The sequence below is a fragment of the Pantoea sp. UBA4549 genome (assembly GCF_002387285.1).
Taxonomy (GTDB): domain Bacteria; phylum Pseudomonadota; class Gammaproteobacteria; order Enterobacterales; family Enterobacteriaceae; genus Pantoea; species Pantoea borealis.
This window is the reverse complement of the sequence record NZ_DGLH01000015.1, coordinates 62,677-79,307: the sequence shown is the minus strand read 5'-3', so window position 1 is coordinate 79,307 and position 16,631 is coordinate 62,677. Positions and strand designations below refer to the sequence as shown.

General features: G+C 57.5%; 19 protein-coding genes. 5 read left to right on the top strand and 14 right to left on the bottom strand.

Features of this window, described 5'->3' with window-relative positions; translation table 11 throughout:
- Nucleotides 1-67: 67 nt before the first annotated feature.
- Nucleotides 68-364, bottom strand: a complete 297-nt coding sequence (locus B3041_RS14445) for a YfcZ/YiiS family protein (RefSeq protein ID WP_292976158.1) — start codon at nt 362-364, stop codon at nt 68-70.
- A gap of 360 nt (nt 365-724) precedes the next feature.
- Here B3041_RS14445 and fadL point away from each other — a divergent pair, with 360 nt between their 5' ends.
- Complete coding sequence (gene fadL / locus B3041_RS14440; protein ID WP_065650435.1) at nt 725-1,975, top strand: long-chain fatty acid transporter FadL; 1,251 nt, start codon at nt 725-727, stop codon at nt 1,973-1,975.
- A 51-nt stretch (nt 1,976-2,026) separates the two neighbouring features.
- Here fadL and mlaA read toward each other — a convergent pair whose 3' ends face one another.
- The 13 genes from mlaA to B3041_RS14375 form a co-directional block, all read right to left on the bottom strand.
- Entirely contained in the window at nt 2,027-2,794 is a 768-nt protein-coding gene (gene mlaA, locus B3041_RS14435; protein ID WP_065648794.1) for a phospholipid-binding lipoprotein MlaA, read from the bottom strand.
- Nucleotides 2,795-2,829: 35 nt separating this feature from the next.
- Nucleotides 2,830-4,041, bottom strand: a complete 1,212-nt coding sequence (gene ccmI / locus B3041_RS14430) for a c-type cytochrome biogenesis protein CcmI (protein ID WP_292976154.1) — start codon at nt 4,039-4,041, stop codon at nt 2,830-2,832.
- Nucleotides 4,041-4,496 carry a cytochrome c-type biogenesis protein gene (locus B3041_RS14425; protein ID WP_292976151.1) on the bottom strand — a complete coding sequence of 152 codons (456 nt, stop codon included), beginning with the start codon at nt 4,494-4,496 and terminating at the stop codon, nt 4,041-4,043. Before B3041_RS14425 ends, ccmI (B3041_RS14430) begins: the two co-directional genes overlap by 1 nt.
- Nucleotides 4,493-5,050, bottom strand: coding sequence for a DsbE family thiol:disulfide interchange protein (locus B3041_RS14420; protein WP_292976148.1), 558 nt, complete (start codon nt 5,048-5,050; stop codon nt 4,493-4,495). The genes B3041_RS14425 and B3041_RS14420 overlap by 4 nt, the downstream gene beginning before the upstream one ends.
- Complete coding sequence (locus tag B3041_RS14415) at nt 5,047-7,002, bottom strand: heme lyase CcmF/NrfE family subunit (protein WP_292976145.1); 1,956 nt, start codon at nt 7,000-7,002, stop codon at nt 5,047-5,049. Before B3041_RS14415 ends, B3041_RS14420 begins: the two co-directional genes overlap by 4 nt.
- Before the next feature lie 121 nt (nt 7,003-7,123).
- Nucleotides 7,124-7,621: a cytochrome c maturation protein CcmE gene (ccmE, locus tag B3041_RS14410; protein WP_151663397.1), complete on the bottom strand. Its 498-nt coding sequence runs from the start codon at nt 7,619-7,621 to the stop codon at nt 7,124-7,126.
- Nucleotides 7,618-8,757 carry a c-type cytochrome biogenesis protein CcmI gene (gene ccmI / locus B3041_RS14405; RefSeq protein ID WP_151663396.1) on the bottom strand — a complete coding sequence of 380 codons (1,140 nt, stop codon included), beginning with the start codon at nt 8,755-8,757 and terminating at the stop codon, nt 7,618-7,620. The genes ccmE and ccmI (B3041_RS14405) overlap by 4 nt, the downstream gene beginning before the upstream one ends.
- A gap of 95 nt (nt 8,758-8,852) precedes the next feature.
- Nucleotides 8,853-9,305: a hypothetical protein gene (locus B3041_RS14400; RefSeq protein ID WP_151663395.1), complete on the bottom strand. Its 453-nt coding sequence runs from the start codon at nt 9,303-9,305 to the stop codon at nt 8,853-8,855.
- Between the two features lie 96 nt (nt 9,306-9,401).
- Nucleotides 9,402-10,763 (bottom strand): ATP-binding protein, encoded by a 1,362-nt coding sequence (locus tag B3041_RS14395; protein WP_210341990.1) that lies wholly within the window; start codon nt 10,761-10,763, stop codon nt 9,402-9,404.
- Nucleotides 10,764-10,786: 23 nt separating this feature from the next.
- Nucleotides 10,787-11,188 carry a response regulator transcription factor gene (locus tag B3041_RS14390; protein WP_292976134.1) on the bottom strand — a complete coding sequence of 134 codons (402 nt, stop codon included), beginning with the start codon at nt 11,186-11,188 and terminating at the stop codon, nt 10,787-10,789.
- Between the two features lie 42 nt (nt 11,189-11,230).
- On the bottom strand, nt 11,231-11,482 hold the full coding sequence (locus B3041_RS14385) for a response regulator (RefSeq protein ID WP_292976131.1): 252 nt from the start codon (nt 11,480-11,482) through the stop codon (nt 11,231-11,233).
- 47 nt (nt 11,483-11,529) lie between these two features.
- Nucleotides 11,530-11,829: a hypothetical protein gene (locus B3041_RS14380; protein ID WP_292976128.1), complete on the bottom strand. Its 300-nt coding sequence runs from the start codon at nt 11,827-11,829 to the stop codon at nt 11,530-11,532.
- Between the two features lie 566 nt (nt 11,830-12,395).
- Complete coding sequence (locus B3041_RS14375; protein WP_151663394.1) at nt 12,396-12,782, bottom strand: DUF6107 family protein; 387 nt, start codon at nt 12,780-12,782, stop codon at nt 12,396-12,398.
- On the opposite strand from B3041_RS14375, the gene B3041_RS14370 reads away from it, so the two are divergent.
- From B3041_RS14370 to B3041_RS14355, 4 genes are all read left to right on the top strand, one after another.
- Entirely contained in the window at nt 12,781-13,095 is a 315-nt protein-coding gene (locus B3041_RS14370; protein ID WP_029925312.1) for a hypothetical protein, read from the top strand. The two genes, B3041_RS14375 and B3041_RS14370, sit on opposite strands and share 2 nt — an antisense overlap.
- A gap of 194 nt (nt 13,096-13,289) precedes the next feature.
- Nucleotides 13,290-15,464 (top strand): penicillin-binding protein 1A, encoded by a 2,175-nt coding sequence (locus B3041_RS14365; RefSeq protein WP_151663393.1) that lies wholly within the window; start codon nt 13,290-13,292, stop codon nt 15,462-15,464.
- Between the two features lie 6 nt (nt 15,465-15,470).
- Nucleotides 15,471-16,073 carry a DUF1214 domain-containing protein gene (locus B3041_RS14360; RefSeq protein ID WP_151557845.1) on the top strand — a complete coding sequence of 201 codons (603 nt, stop codon included), beginning with the start codon at nt 15,471-15,473 and terminating at the stop codon, nt 16,071-16,073.
- The gene (locus B3041_RS14355) at nt 16,066-16,608 is read left to right on the top strand and encodes a DUF1254 domain-containing protein (protein WP_109987925.1); all 543 of its coding nucleotides are present in this window, start codon (nt 16,066-16,068) and stop codon (nt 16,606-16,608) included. The genes B3041_RS14360 and B3041_RS14355 overlap by 8 nt, the downstream gene beginning before the upstream one ends.
- The last annotated feature ends 23 nt before the right edge of the window (nt 16,609-16,631 follow it).

Here is a 16,631-nt window from a genome sequence, read left to right as displayed (position 1 = left end):
AAGAGAAAAAAGTGCGAGGAAAAACACGAAAATGGCAATTCGCCGTCGCTGGCCGACGGCGGCAGGATCAACGCAGGGCGAGCTGAAAAATCAGCGCTTCAGCCTGACAGGCAAAGGTAAATTCAGCGTTCAGGCGTATGCCATCCGGCTCTGAGATAAAATGCGATGCTATCTGACAGGGTTCAGAAGCGGTGTGCTGTGCTTTCTCCGTCAGCGCGGCCAGCTTCGCTTCGGCAGCCTGACGATCGGGAAACAGTGCTGACCAGCGGGCGCTGCAGTCACTGTTATCAATCACGATACCTGTATCCACACAGCAGCAGGCTGCGGTCTCGCGGGCTCTGCAGTTATTAATGGTATGACTCATGAAGTTTCTCCGGATAAAAAGCGGGCGCTGTTGGGGTGATTTTCTGTCAGAAAGTGTACGCCTGCGGGCCGTTTTACTCTATGATTGCGTCGCTAAGTGACGAATATCACAATAAAATTTGATCCAAAACAAATCTGAGCCGGTATGCTGACGGCGCAGCATAAAGAAATTGTTAAGCAGATCTGATTTTATCGATCAAGTCTGTAATATTTGAAAAACATTATTGCAACTTACACACAGGTCAGACCTATACTCGTCGCACTGGTCTGATATGTCTGTTTAGTCTCAGTCCCTACAATCCGCCGTCCTTTGTTACGCGACGTGACAACGTTTAATAATAATTTTGATGAGGTTGTGGTCATGAACCATAAGAACCTGTTTGCAAAGTCAGCTGTGGCAGCTGCAGTGGCGCTCGTCTCCTCCCAGGTTTACGCCGCAGGCTTTCAACTTAACGAATTCTCAGCAATTGGATTAGGTCGCGCTTATTCAGGTGAAGGCGCGATGGGTGACACAGCAGCATCGGCCAGTCGCAACCCCGCCACCATGGCGCTGATGGAGAGCCCGATGTTCTCGATCGGCGCGGTCTATATCGATCCTGAAGTGGATATTAGTGGCCGCAGCCCGCTAACCGGCAACAGCCTGGATGCCAATAACATTGCGCCTAATCAGTGGGTGCCCAATATTCACTACGTTCAGCCACTTACCGATCGGTGGTGGGTGGGCGCGTCAGCAACGTCAAACTATGGCCTGGCCACAGAGTTTAACAACGGTTATGCCGCAGGGGGCTACGGCGGCAAAACCGACCTGATGACCGCCAACCTTAATCTCAGCACCGCGTATCGGCTGAACGAGCATCTGAGCGTGGGCGTTGGTTTTGATGCGGTTTACGCCCGTGCCAAAATCGAGCGTTATGCCGGTGAAGCCGGCCCGGCAGTGGGCTTCCCGTCAGACCTGCAGGTCGCGCACCTCAAAGGCAATGAGTGGGGCTATGGCTGGAACGCCGGCGTGCTGTATGAAGTGGATAAAAATAACCGTTTCGGCTTTACCTATCGCTCTGAGGTAAAAGTCGACTTTGACGGCAACTATAAAAATGATATTCCGGCGGCGTTTGGCGGTACCGGCGGCTCAACGGTGCCCGGCTACCTGACACTGAACCTGCCGGAAATGTGGGAAGTGTCCGGCTGGCATAAAGTTGCGCCACAGTGGGCAGTGCACTACAGCCTTGCCTACACCAGCTGGAGCCAGTTCCAGGAGCTGAAAGCGACCGGCAGCCGTGGTCAGACGCTGTTCCAGAAAGATGAAAGCTTTAAAGATGCCTATCGCATTGCGCTGGGTACGACCTACTTCTATGACGATCGCTGGACCTTCCGTACCGGTATCGCCTTCGATGACAGCCCGGTTCCGGCCGATAAACGTTCTATTTCTATTCCGGACCAGGATCGCCTGTGGCTGAGTGCCGGTGCGTCTTACGCCTTTACGCCTGAAGCGTCAGTGGATGTCGGCGTGTCTTATATGCATGGTCAGCACGTTACCGTTAATGAAGCCCCTTATACCTTTAATTCTGAAGGCAAAGCCTGGCTCTACGGTGCGAGCTTTAACTATAAGTTCTGATGACTGCGGTTGCATAAATAAGAAGGGCAACCCGGTGGGTTGCCCTTTTTTTTACGGCGCGTCGATATCCTGCAAATCATTCTGTATCGCGCTGGCGTTTGGATTCTCTTCCGGCTTCAGCTTGCCGCCGCTGGCCAGGAAATCGTTACGCTGGAAATAGGCATTGCGGATAAAGGAGTAAGGATCCTGCTGCTGTTTCAGCAGCCCGTCGGAGTCCAGCAGCTGAGCACGTGTCTCCACCCCTTCCAGCGCCCATTTACCGATCGACATCGGCCAGGTGAGCCAGCTGAGTACCGGATAGAGCGTATCCACATAGTCACCGCCATCCTGCCGTACGGTGAAGCTGCCGTAGCCAGGCAGTACGACATACGGGCCGTAGCCAACGCCATAACGTCCCAGCGTGCTGCCAAAGCGATGCGGTACCTCGCGCGCCAGCACCGGATTCGCTTTGCCTGCAACATCGATAAAACCGCCCAGGCCAAGCACGGTATTCAGGAAGAAACGCGTGAAGTGGATCCCGGCCTGACGCGGCTCGCCCACCAGAATAGCGTTAACCATACTGGCTGGTTCATTCAGGTTACCCAGAAAATTGCTGACGCCGGTACGTGCCGGTACCGGCACATAATCGCGCCAGGCTACCGCCACCGGGCGCACCACCCAGGGATCAAGTACGTTGTAATTAAAGTTAAACATCGTACGGTTAAACCCTTCCAGCGGATCGCTGCGCTGCGCCGGGGCGGCATCATCTGCCGGTTTTGAGCTGGCGCATCCCACCAGAAGTAAACTGGCCAGTGCCAGACTGGTCAGGCGGTTATTCATGTTCTTCTCCCTGTGCGGATAATAAATGTAGCGCTTCAGGGCTGCTGCTGATTAATCTCAACAGTCAGCGGCTGGTGACCCTCCCACGAGGTAATAGCACTGATCCCGAACCAGTCCCCGGCCTGAGGATTTGCGCTGCCGTCGCGGGCAATGCGCACTCTGACCTGAACCTGATGCTGCGCCGAAAGCAGGCGATCGGGCATCATAGCGTTGCTGTCATCCAGCGTAAGCGATAGCGGAAAGTGGCTAAGCGGCAGGCGCTTAACGGCCACGGGCACCGGTGAAACACCGTCAGATACAGAAATATACAACACTCCGTCCGGCGGCAACATTTTTTCTGCCTGCGGCGACAGCTTTACCGTCAGGCTCAGCGCAACCGCCTGCTGTCCGGCATCGGTTTTTGCCTGTTCAATGCTGCGCTGAATCAGCGTGATGCGCGGATCGCCGGCAGGCAGTAATGCCAGCATGGCGCGCCACGCATCGATCGCCTCAGTATAGTTCTGCTGCCCGGACGCGTTGAATGCCAGCAGGCTAAGCGTGCGAAGATTCGTGCTGTCGCGCTTCAGCAGCGCATGCAGCAGCAGTCCCGCCTGCCGGTTATCCTGCGGATCGCCGGAGCGTGTCAGGACTTCCGCATAATCCTGCTGCAGTTCCAGATTGCCGGGTGCGCGCTGCAGGGCGCGCTCAAACGCCTGCCCGGCCGCAGTCGCATTGTTCAGCACCATACCAAGCCGCCCCAGCATCGCCCACTCATCGGCGCTGCCGCTTGTCTGCTGCAGCGCCGTGCGCAGGCCCAGCTGCAGGCGCGCCAGCTCCTCCATCGTCAGCGGCTTTGCAGCCGGGTCCATCACGCGCGCGCGCAGCGCCGGATAGTCACGCTGAACGGCGAGCCAGCCCGCGAGCTGTGCGTAGCCGCCGGTTTGCAGATAGACCCCGGTTGTCACCAGCAGCAGCAGGATCACGCCCGGCAGCAGGATCCAGCGGCTGCTCTGCCGCGCCGGGAGAGTCTGCCCGTCGGGTACGTCCGTCAGCAGCATCTGCTGCAGATCGCGCTCCATCTCCGCCCGGTTGGCTACCACGCCTTCCGTTTCATCACGCTGCAGCTCGCGCAGGCGCTGCTGGTAAAAGGCGGTGTTAAGACGGTCGCGTTCGTCAGCATGGTATTCACGCTGGCGCCATCCCGCAGCCAAAAACAGCGCCACCGCAGCCGTCAGTAAAATTATCAGAATCGTGCAAAATGCGGTCATTACGGCTTCCCGTTACGTTCCAGAATCGCCGCCAGGCGCTGTTGTTCATCATCATTCAGTTCACCCGGCTCACGCACGCGGCGGTTACGCAGCAGGATCACCCCGCCACCCAGCAGCACAAACAGCGCCGGACCGGCCCATAAAATCAGCGTCGAGGGGGTAAGCGGTGGATCGTAAGTGACAAAGTGACCGTAACGCGCCACCATGTAATCCACTATCTGCTGCCGGCTCTTGCCCTGCTGCATCAGCTCATAGACTTTCAGGCGCATATCAGCGGCAATCATGGCGTTTGAATCTGCGATGCTGTTGTTCTGGCATTTCGGGCAGCGCAGCGAGGCGGTAATCGCACGATACTGATCCTCCTGCTGCAGCGAGGCAAACTGCAGGGTATCCGTGGTGGCCTGCACGCTGAGCGCAAGAAGCAGCCCCGTCAGGGCGACAAGCAGCCTGCTCATGCTCCTGCCTCACGGCTATATTTTTCCCACAGCGGTTTAACTTCCTGATTCCAGACGCGCTCGTTCATATCGCCGGCGTGGCGGTAACGGATAATACCGTGGCCGTCGATCAGAAAGGTTTCCGGCGCACCATACACACCGAGATCGAGTCCCAGCATGCCGTTGCCATCATAGAGGCTCAGGGCGTAGGGGTTGCCCAGCGTATTAAGCCAGTTTATCGCTTTGGTACGATCATCTTTATAGTTGAGACCGACCACGCGCACGCCCTGCTCTGCCAGCTGGTTCAGATAGTGATGCTCAGCGCGGCAGGTCGGACACCAGGTCGCCCAGACGTTGAGCAGCAGCGGCTGGCCATCGGTAAGGATCTGCTGGCTGTAGATTTTGCCCGGCTTATCCAGCGCTTCCAGTCTGAACTGCGGCACCGGCTTGCCCGTCAGGGCTGACTCCAGCCGGGAGGGATCGTCACCCTGCGCATTGCGCGACAGCTGCCACAGCAGCGCCGCCGCCAGCAGCAGAAACAGCACCAGGGGAATAAAAAGAATTTTTTTGTTCATGCCCGCTCCTCACGCGCAACTTTTTTCCGCGCGCGATAACGCGGATCCAGCAGGCAGAGCAGGCCGCCTGCCGCCATAAACAGTCCCCCAAACCAGATCCAGCGGACAAAGGGTTTATAGTAGAGACGCACAGCCCAGGCGCCGTTATCCAGCTCTTCGCCGAGCGCCGCATAGAGATCGCGGGTAAACCCGCCGCTGATCGCCGCTTCGGTCATCATGGTGCGCGCCGCGGTATAAAAGCGTTTTTCCGCCCGCAGTTCAGCTTCCGGTTTGCCATCACGGGTCACGTCAATGATCGCCACGCCGCCGCTGTAGTTAGGGCCCTGCAGGTTATGCACGTCGCGGAATACAAAGTGGTAGCGATGAATATCGATGCTGTCGCCCGCCTTCATCCGTACATCGCGCTCAACGCTGTACTGGGTGCTGAATGCGATGCCCACCACCGTTACCGCCACGCCCAGATGCCCCAGCACCATGCCCCAGTGGCTGCGCGACAGATGACGCAATCCTTTCAGCAGGCTATGCCGGTGCGTCGCGCGCTCATGCAGCTCCATCAGCGTCAGCAGCGTGACCCAGATGGCCATCAGCAGGCCGGTTACCGTCATCGCTTCGATACGATCTTCCAGCAGCCACGGCAGCAGAACAGAAAGCAGCAGCGTGACCACCAGCCCGGCGCTCAGCCGCTTCCACAGTTTCTGCGGCTCATCGCGCCGCCAGCGTACCAGCGGACCAATACCGAGCAGCAGCGCAAACGGCGCCATCAGCCAGCTAAACAGGGTATTAAAGAAGGGTTCTCCCACTGAAATACTGCCCAGCCCCAGCTGCTTATGCACCAGCGGCAGCAGCGTACCGAGCAGCACCACCAGCATTGCCGCAATCAGCAGCACGTTATTGCCCAGCAGAAACGATTCCCGCGACCAGATTTCGCTTTGCACGCGGCTGCGTACCTGCCCGCCGCGCAGCGCATAGAGCAGCAGCGAGCTGCCAATCACGATGATCAGAAAAGCGAGAATAAACATCCCGCGCGCCGGATCGGAGGCAAAGGCATGCACCGAAACCAGCACCCCGGACCGCACCAGAAAGGTGCCGAGCAGGCTAAGCGAGAACGTCGCGATCGCCAGCAGCACGGTCCAGGCTTTAAAGCTGCCGCGCTTTTCTGTAACCGCCAGCGAGTGCATCAGCGCGGTTCCGGCCAGCCACGGCATAAACGAGGCGTTTTCTACCGGATCCCAGAACCACCAGCCGCCCCAGCCAAGCTCGTAATAAGCCCAGTAGGAACCCATCGCGATACCGCCGGTCAGGAACATCCAGGCCACGAGTGCCCACGGACGAACCCAGCGCGCCCACGCGGCATCGAGACGCCCCTCGATCAGTGCCGCCACGGCAAAGGAGAAGCATACCGAAAAGCCGACATAGCCGAGATAGAGCAGCGGCGGATGGATCGCGAGGCCAATATCCTGAAGGATGGGATTGAGATCGCCGCCCTCCATTGGAGCCGGGAAAATACGGGTGAACGGGTTCGAGGTGAAGATGATGAATGCCAGAAATGCGACGCCGATCCAGCCCTGTACGGCAAGAACGTTGGCGCGGAGCGTTTCAGGCAGATTGCCGGAAAATGCAGCCACCAGCGCACTGAAGAAGGTGAGAATGAACACCCACAGCAGCATCGAACCTTCGTGATTACCCCAGACGCCGGTGATCTTGTAAAGGAGAGGCTTTTGGGAATGCGAGTTCTCGACCACGTTCAGAACCGAGAAATCCGACACGACATAGGCATGGACAAGCACGGCCGATGCAAGGCAGATCAGCGCAAAGACTGTAATTGCCGTCGGCACGGCGACGGCCATGAGTTGCGTATCCCGGCGATGCGCGCCGACCACCGGCACGATCGATTGGACAATCGACAGTGCCAGCGCCAGAACCAGAGCAAAATGGCCGATTTCGACACTCATCTGCAATCTCCATCAAGCACCCTGCCGGACCACGGGTCCGATATGGAATGCCCTAACTATTCGCTTTAAGCATTTCCAAACGCAAAACCGCTTCACACTTTTGCTGGAAATGCCATAATTTCTATTTGCCTTCCCAGACGCCCTTTTCCTTCAGGCTGTCGGCAAGATCCTTGGGAATGTAATTCTCGTCGTGCTTCGCCAGCACATTGTCGGCGCGGAAAACACCATCGTCTCCGAAACGCCCTTCGGCGACAACGCCCTGCCCTTCGCGGAAGAGATCAGGCGGAATGCCTTCGAACACGACTTTCACAGTCTTGATCGTATCCGTCACCGTGAAATGCAGTTCGCTGCCCTCGCGGCTGACGGAACCTTCCTCAACGAGACCACCAAGGCGGAACCGCGAGCCGGAGGCCATATCCTGTTCCGTCAGGTCGGCAGGCGTACGGAAGAAGCGAATGTCCTGACTGAAGGCCATCAGCATCAGTCCGACCGCTATGGCCAGAACCGCCAGTGCGCCACCGATCAGGAACAGGCGCTTGCGCTTTCTCTGGCTAACGGTCCGGGCAAAATTACCCGCCGGTTTGGTACCTCGTGCATTGTCGTCTGCGGTCGCGCTCATTTTTGTGCGTTCCCTGTTTCCAGTCCAAGACCGGCGGCGAAACTCTGCAAGTTCGTCCGGCTTTCGCCCTGAAGGGCTGTCATGCCACGATTGAGAGCGTCCAGCGCTGCATCGCGACGGTTGAGGATCATATAGGAGCGCACGAGACGCTTCCAGCCTTCGACATCCCCACTATTCTGGCGAAGACTTTCATCAAGACGTTGAACCATGCCTTCGATCATCGCCTGCCGGTCCTCCGGGCTGAGCGACGAAGCGGCATCGACATCGTCTGCTGTAGGCCCTTTCGGTTGCTGGTCGCTACCGGAAGCAGGGTTACGAAGCCGGGCGATAGCCTGTTCGATCTGACCGCGCCACGGCGCATCGGCGGGTGCCTTGTCGAGGAACGCCTGGAGGCGATTGGCGGCCATATCCATCCGACCATCCTGCATTTCGCCCTGTGCAAGATAGAACTGCGGACGCACATCATTTGGTTCGAGATCGGCAGCTTTCTTGAAAAAGCCTTCTGCCTCGGCGGTCACGGTGCCACCCGAAGCGGTTGCCAGTGCTTCACCCAATCCCAGAACACGCGGGAAATTCTCACCGGCAATGCGAATGGAACTGCGGTATGCATTGACGGCATCAGTGGCACGACCAAGCCGTAGATAGATCGGCGCCAGCACATCCCATCCAAGCACATCGCCCGGATTTTGCGCCAGATGCGCTTCGGCACGCGCCACAAGCTCATCGACAGAGCCGCGATCCGCACTGGCCGAAAGCCGTTCGGCGAGCGGCATGGACGGCATGTCCGGCTTGCCGAAAAGCGGATAGATGCCCCAGGCGATCAGCGGCACGGCAAGGACCGCAATGAAAGCCAGCAATCGGCCTGGTGCAGCCCTGCTTGCGGCTTCCGCAGCTTCCTTGCCTGACTTTTCAGCATTCAAAATGCGACGCGAAATTTCGATGCGCGCCTGTTCGGCGCTCTGCGGGTCGATCATGCCGCGTGCAGCGTCGGCTTCGACCTCGCGCAATTGATCCCGATAGACCTCAAGGTCATTCTTTTCAGCGGGCAAGAATGCCTGCTTGCGCCGCGCGAGAGGCAACAAAACAGCCAGAGTGGCTGCCAATGTCAGTAGTGCTGCAATAAGCCAGAATCCCATGGCTACGACTTAAGCGCAGCCAAGGGAAAAACCAACTACTACCTGCAGTAAGTTGCTGACTAGGGCAATTCGCCGCAAAGGCAAGACGCTGGAGTTTAGGTCAGCGGTGTCCAGCTACCGTCCGGATTGCGACATGCCGTTCCGCGCGCAGTCTGCTGCGATCCGCCAATGGTGAAGCTGTGCGAATACTGGCGGCAATTCTGAGAGCCCACCTGATAGGGCTGTGCCGCCGTCACATCGCCGGAGTTCGATCCGCTGCCGCTCCAGGATACGGCCTTGCCTGCCGGCGAATATTCAAGCGCGCGATATTCCGCCTCAAGCGCCTTCTTGCGGTCGGCTGTATTCAACTGATTTGCGGAGTTGCCGAGCAGACCGTTGCCAAGCGGCGTCAACAGGCTTGTTTCCGGCTTCTGCGCCGTAGAACCACCGCCCAGCGAACCGAGACCTGTGCCCTTGCTCGTCGTGCCGCAGGCCGACAATGCGAGCGCCACGGCAAGCATCGTCGAAGCAACTGAAACTGGGTGAGAAAACCTGGATACCATCATCATAACAACCGGCCTTCATAAACAATTAGCATGCACACTATATCGGCATGTGGCTTTTTCAATTTAATCTTCTAGTTGGCTTTCGGCCAAAAACAACCGTCAATCTTCCGTCAGCGGCAACACGACCCGGACACCCAATCCGCCGAACGAACTCTTGCCCAGATGCAGATTACCGCCATATTCGCGAACGGTATCCTGCACGATTGCCAGCCCGAGCCCGGTTCCCGGTTTCGTTTCATCGAAGCGGCTGCCGCGCTTCAGCGCCGCTTCGATCTTGTCGGGCGCCAGACCCGGTCCGTCATCTTCTATCAGGACTTCGAATTGTCGTTGCTCCCCAGAAAAAGGGGCAAGCTTGATATTGATGCGTTTGCGGCCCCATTTGCCCGCGTTCTCCAGCAGGTTGCCGACGACCTCTTCCAGATCTTCCTGCTCTCCGGCAAAAACGGCGCTTGGCAGATCATTCCTGAAGGTAACGCTGAAAGCGGGATTGAGTTTCGCCGTTACGCGCTGCATGCGTTCGAGAACCGGCGTCACGGGTGTGCGAAACACGACACTGTCGCGCTGCGCGGCGATGCGCGCGCGCTGCAGATAGTGCTGTATCTGCACCTGCATCGCCTCGCTTTGTTCCTGCACGATGCGTCCGTGTTCGCCACCCATGTTTCGTGCTTCATTGACCAGCACGGAAAGAGGAGTTTTGAGAGAATGTGCTAGATTGCCGACCTGTGTTCGCGAACGCTCGACAATGCGCCGATTGTTCTCGATGAGCGCGTTCATTTCGGTTGCGAGCGGCGCGATTTCGACAGGTAGCGATGCGTCGAGCTTTGACGAGCGCCCCTCGCGAATATCAGCCAGCGCCAGACGCACTTTGTCGAGCGGACGCAGGCCGAACAGAATCACAGCGGCATTAATGAGAATACTGCCGATACCGAAGATCGCCAGATAGGTCGTGAGGCTGGTTCTGAAATCGGTTATCTCCTTCAGGACCTCGCTGAGATTGCCCATGACACGAAAACGCGCAATGCGATTGGCATTATCCAGCACCACTTCGGTCTCAACGATAAAAAGCTCCTCGCCGTTGAGGCCGGGCAAGGTGTAGCTGCGCATGAAGGAGCTGTCGAACGGTGCCTGCGTGATCGGCATTTCCGGCACGATGCGCCCGATGAGCGACGGCGATTGCAGCTTTCCGGTCAGGTTCGGCGTGACGGGATCGACAGACCAGTACCAGCCGGAGAGCGGGCTGGAATAGCGCAATTCTCCCAGTTCCGGACGTCCCTGCAGCACGCCTTGACCCGACGTGCTGATCGCACCGACCAGACTGAACAGGTGAGCAGTCAACAGGCGTTCAAAATTGCTGCGTGCCGCATCGCCATACAGTGACCCGATGAAAGTGGCCACCACCACAAGCGCCACGATGACCCAGATCGTCGAAAGCGTGACGACGCGGACCGCGAGCGAACGCAAGGGAGGAAAGACGCGAAGAAGCTTCAGCTGTCGTTGCCTTTCGTTTCGCTCTCAATCTCCCCTCCGGAGCGGATGCGATAGCCCATGCCGCGCACCGTCTCGATCAGGTCCACACCCATCTTTTTGCGAAGACGGCCGACAAAGACTTCAATCGTATTGGAATCGCGGTCGAAATCCTGATCGTAGAGATGCTCGACCAGTTCGGTACGCGAGACCACCTCGTCCATATGGTGCATCAGATAGGACAGAAGCCGGTATTCGTGTGAGGTGAGCTTGAGGGCAACGCCGTTGACACTTGCCTTCGACGTTTTCGTATCGAGATAGAGCGGCCCGCAGACGAGTTCCGACGAAGCGTGACCCGCAGCACGGCGGATAAGGGCGCGTAGCCGCGCCAGCACTTCCTCGATATGGAAAGGTTTGGCCACATAGTCGTCGGCACCGGCGTCGATACCGGCTACCTTGTCGCTTCAGCGATCGCGGGCGGTGAGGATGAGAACGGGCATGGCACGCCCGCTGCGCCGCCAGCGCTCAACGACACTGATGCCGTCCATGCTCGGCAGGCCGATGTCGAGCACCACGGCATCATAAGGCTCGGTATCGCCGAGATAATGCCCTTCTTCGCCGTCATAGGCGCGGTCGACCACATAACCGGCAGCAGCCATCGCTTCGGAAAGCTGCCGGTTCAGGTCCTTGTCGTCTTCAACTATCAGGATACGCAAGCGGACATTCTCCCCTCAATTCATGTATAACAGCGGTAAAGCTGTTGTTATTGAGCGGGAACGGCCACTTCAACGCGGCGCGGACGCTCGCCATCGCGGCCCGGCACAAGCACCACAACCACACACACGGGGCGGCCGTTCTGAGTCGCAGCGGTTGCCTTGGCGAGCTGGCCGCCCTGCTGGGCAGCCACCTGTTCGCCGACCGCCGCACAATCTCCGGCGGCAGCGACAATGAGATTGGATTTCTGCGGCGCAGTCATCGGCAAGGCACCGGCATCGACCGGCAGCAAGCCAATACTAACCGCTAGAAGCGCGAAAACTTTGAGTGCAGAATTTTGTTTCATCATGCCGCCTTATATAGCGCCCCACAGCTGAACGATGCATGAACAACCATTCCTCTTCCGGGCCCAAAGGAAAATTCAGCCCCTGACTATCACGCTTTGTGAAATTATGAAATGCGTGAAGTGCCTTCTATACGACCGATTACCGTAACAATTCCGACAATTGCGGTCACCTGTTGTAGCAGAATATCCGTTAAAGCATCCTGATCGATCAAGACGGTTGCGGTTCCGGAAGCACTAGAGAATGATTAAAAAACGAAACGAAACGAAACCAGTTGAACCAGGATCGACCAAGGCCATCCTCTATCTCAACCAATGAGCCTTTCTTTCTGGGGAATTATTGTCGACATGCGGAGGACGACTGAATCTACATGTCCGTTCCTTGCCCAGACCCATACAACACTAAACAGGAATGCCATGGACGAGATCGGTCTGTCTTCTGACATATCGGCAAGTGTCTAGGTCTGACTGCTTTTTGCTTCCTCTATAGCAAAACAGCTAGGGGGGACACTTGATTCCCGAAAGGTGGCTGCCAAACTCCCCTTGAACACCGAGAACAGTATTTTACGATTTCATCCATCGTCAGGATTCGTCATCGTTTCTTTTTCTTCAGGAAGTAGCCCGGGTATAGGCGCATGTTTCAGTCGTTCGGACAAATGCTGAAAAACCCCGAGAACCGACCACGCCGCCAAGCTTGTAACCGCGGATCCTATCAACATCAGTTCCTCCCGGCCAAGCAATCCTCCAAGAGCCAATACTTCTGAAATCTTGACGCCTGCTGCGCCACCGAAAACAATGCCACAGATCACGCCGACCGCGAAACGGATCGCAGCTTCTCGCTTTCCTCGCGGAGCCATATAGGCGAGCGACATAAAAGAGCCTGCCATTGCACCCGCCATCTTGGCGAACCAGATCCACGTAACCTCAGAGGTAAATATTGCATCCTTAAGGTCAATCATGATGGTTTCCTTTCATGTTGCAGACCCAGATGCCAACCGCATCGCATTTTTTCTGTCTATGAAAACTACTCCGCAAGTGTACTGCCCCACTGAACTCCGCCTCATGAGTTTAATCGGGAGTTTTGTTGCACTTGCGGCGCGGCGCGAGATCATCTTTTCGTTGTCCAAAGAGAAGAAGACCCAAATTGGCCAATGTCTCATTACGATTTTTGCGGCAAAAACTTTATCCTCGACCAGTGGCCTCAAAAGACATCACCCTGAAAAGCCTCCACAGCTTTTCAGGGTGATGTTTGCATGCGTCGAAGGGAGATAAACCTGATTAGTCAGAACTCTTTGATTGTATATGAAACCTAGCAAAGCAGCGTTACGCAGTCAAGGATTATTTTCCTATAATTGATTTTATTCCTGACGCCAAAAAGCTGCGAGCGCCTTAACCATTTCACATGAGGTGTGGCTTATTTATCTGCTATGATGGAACGGTAATTTCGCCTTTCTCCGAAACCAACCATGCCGAAGTCAGTGTTCATGCGTAAAACGGCAGATAAAGACCCCGAAAGCGAGAAGCGCAAACCCTTCAGGGCGTCGCGCCTGATCGGGCTTGACGCATGGATCGATTCCACTCTCTACAGCCTGCGCTACAATCTCGGCGAGTGGTGGGAAAATATCACCATTTTCTCACGGCGTTTTCGCGTGCGCGGCTTCCGGCGTTTCGTGGTCGAAGTTCTCGATGAAGGGTTTACGCTCGGCGTTGGCGGTGCGGTGTTGATGCTCGTCCTCGCCCTGCCTGCCTTCGAGGAAACCAAGAAGGACTGGCGCGCGCAGGACGATTATGCCGTTACCTTCCTCGATCGCTACGGCAATGAAATCGGCCAGCGCGGCATTCTGCATCGTCAGGCCGTGCCCATCGACGAATTGCCGGATCACGTCATCAAGGCTGTGCTCGGCACCGAGGACCGGCGCTTCTTCGACCACTACGGCATTGATTTCTGGGGCCTGACCCGCGCACTCAGCCAGAACATGCGCGCCAATGGTGTCGTGCAAGGCGGCTCGACCATCACGCAGCAGCTTGCCAAGAACCTTTTTCTCTCCAACGAGCGCACCATCGAACGCAAGATCAAGGAAGCCTTCCTCGCGCTCTGGCTGGAAAGCAATCTCAGCAAGAAGGAAATCCTGCAGCTTTACCTCGACCGCGCCTATATGGGCGGAGGAACCTTCGGTATTGCTGCCGCTTCGGAATTCTATTTCGGCAAAAGCGTGAAGGATGTCTCGCTGGCAGAAGCCGCGATGCTGGCCGGCCTTTTCAAGGCGCCCGCCAAGTTTGCGCCGCATGTCAATCTGCCCGCAGCGCGTGCGCGTGCCAATGTCGTGCTTTCCAACATGGTTGAAAGCGGCTTCCTGAGCGACGGACAAGTGGCCGTTGCACGCCGTCATCCGGCAAGCGTCATCGACCGCGCCAAGAATGAGAGCCCGGATTACTTCCTCGACTGGGCTTTCGAGGAGGTGAAAAAGGTCGCCGCCAAAATTCCACAGCACACATTGATCGTGCGCACGACGCTCGACCGCAACCTGCAGAAGGCGGCAGAGGAATCACTGGAGTATCATCTGCGCCAGTTCGGCAAGGATTATAATGCTGCAGAAGCTGCGACCGTGGTCATTGCCAATGACGGGTCCGTCCGTGCGCTTGTTGGCGGGCGGGACTACGGCGAAAGCCAGTTCAACCGCGCCACCAAGGCATTGCGGCAGGCCGGTTCGTCCTTCAAGCCCTATGTCTACGCGGCAGCGATGGAAAAGGGCCTGACGCCCAGCACCATCGTTTCAGATGCTCCAATTAGCTGGGGCAACTGGTCACCGCGCAATTATGGCCGCAGCTTTGCCGGTCGCGTGGACCTGACGACGGCACTTGTCCGCTCGTTGAACAGCGTACCGGTGCGACTGGCGCGCGATTATCTGACCACAGCTCCAATTGTTGCCCTGACCAAGGCGATGGGCGTGGAATCGCCGATCTCGTCACACAAGACCATGGTGCTCGGCACATCGGAAATGACGGTGATGGATCAGGCCACCGGCTTCAACGTGTTTCCAAATGCGGGCATGGCCGGCAACCGTCACGCCTTCACACAGATCGTTTCGTCGGAGGGCAAGGTGCTGTGGGATTTCGGGCGCGATGCCCCGAAGCCGCACAGGGCACTGTCGGAGAAAGCTGCACTCGAAATGAATTCCATGCTGGTGCAAGTGCCTGAACGCGGCACTGGACGCCGCGCGGCATTGCCGATGACGCGGGTGGGCGGCAAAACCGGCACAACGCAGAATTATCGCGATGCGTGGTTCGTCGGCTTTACCGGAAATTTCACGGCGGCGGTCTGGTTCGGCAACGACAATTTCACCCCGATGAAGGAAATGACCGGCGGCGTTCTGCCTGCCATGGCCTGGCAACGCATGATGGCCTATGCGCATCAGAATATCGAACTGAAGCCCATACCGGGTGTAACCCCGCCATTCCCCGCGCCGCCCAAGAAGAGCGAGCCGCAAGTGGCGAATGCCAAGCCGGCAGAAACCATGGCTGCGCCGCCGCGCGTACTGTCTCCTCTATCGACAAAAGTTATCAAGGAGCTACATGACCGCTTCCTTGCGGCCCCGCCTCTGCCTAAGATCGCCGAGCGCACGAAAATATCGGTACTCTGAGGGGCGATGTTCAAGAGGATATTCAACACGGCGATTGTGCTTGTGCTGGCGCTGGGCGGCGGCATCTGGAGCGTCGACAAGGTTCTCGACCGGTTTGAAGGTTTCGGTGAGCTCAAGGTCGGGGTCTGGAGCGCCTATCCGGCGGCTGGCACGCCCGATGCCGACCCCTATTCCAAGGCCCGCGCTGCCCGCAAAGCCTATCTGGCGCTTGGAACGGCGGAAGGTCTTCCGTTCTATGCGCGCAGCGACAATAGCGGGCGCACCCTTCGGCGCGGCTGCACTTACCGCCTGAGCGGCATGACACCGCCTGCCCGCTTCTGGACCGTCTATCCCGCTACGCCTGATCTGGAACCGATCAGGCCGCGTGAAGGATTGCAGGAAGCGCTGCATTCCCGCGAAGTCCTGTACGACGATGACGGCAGCGTCACGATCACCATCGGCCCCGATGCAGCGCCGGGCAATTGGTTGCCAGTGGAAGGAAGCGGCGATTTTGTTCTCGTCATGACGCTTTACGACACGCCTTCGGCATCATCTTCCGGTCTCTCCGATCTGGTGATGCCAAGCCTCGCCCATATCGCGGGTGCAAGCAAGGGGGCGTGCCGTGGCTAGAACTTTGCGCCTCGTTCTCCTCGGCATCGTGGGTGCTGCGATTGTTCATATCGCGGTTCTCTTCCTCGTCCCCTTCTATTCCGACAAGAATGCATGGTCGCGGATCGAAGCGGGGAGCGAGCCATATCGTTTCCACAGGCTGGACGAAAAGACCGGTCCGGTCAGCGACAGTGACCCGCTGGTGCAGCAAGCCACCTGCCGCTTCGATCTTGCCGACGGGCCTGTGCATATTACGACCGGGGCGAATGTGCCCTATTGGTCGCTCTCGATCTATGCGCCCAACGGGGACAATCTCTACAGCCTCAACGACAGCGTTTCCAACGAACGTAAGCTCGACCTGATCCTTGCCGATCCCATCGGCATGGCAAGTCTGCGCTCGGATGGTTCGCAGGCCGATGCGCGTTCGATCCTGATCGAGCAGAATATCGGCGAAGGTGCCGCTGTGCTTCGCGTATTCGTGCCTGATGCAACGTGGAACACGGAAGTGCAGCGCTTCTTTGCGGAGGCGCAGTGCACGCCGTTTGAAGGGCTCTAGCAGCCTGACCCAAATGCTGTTTC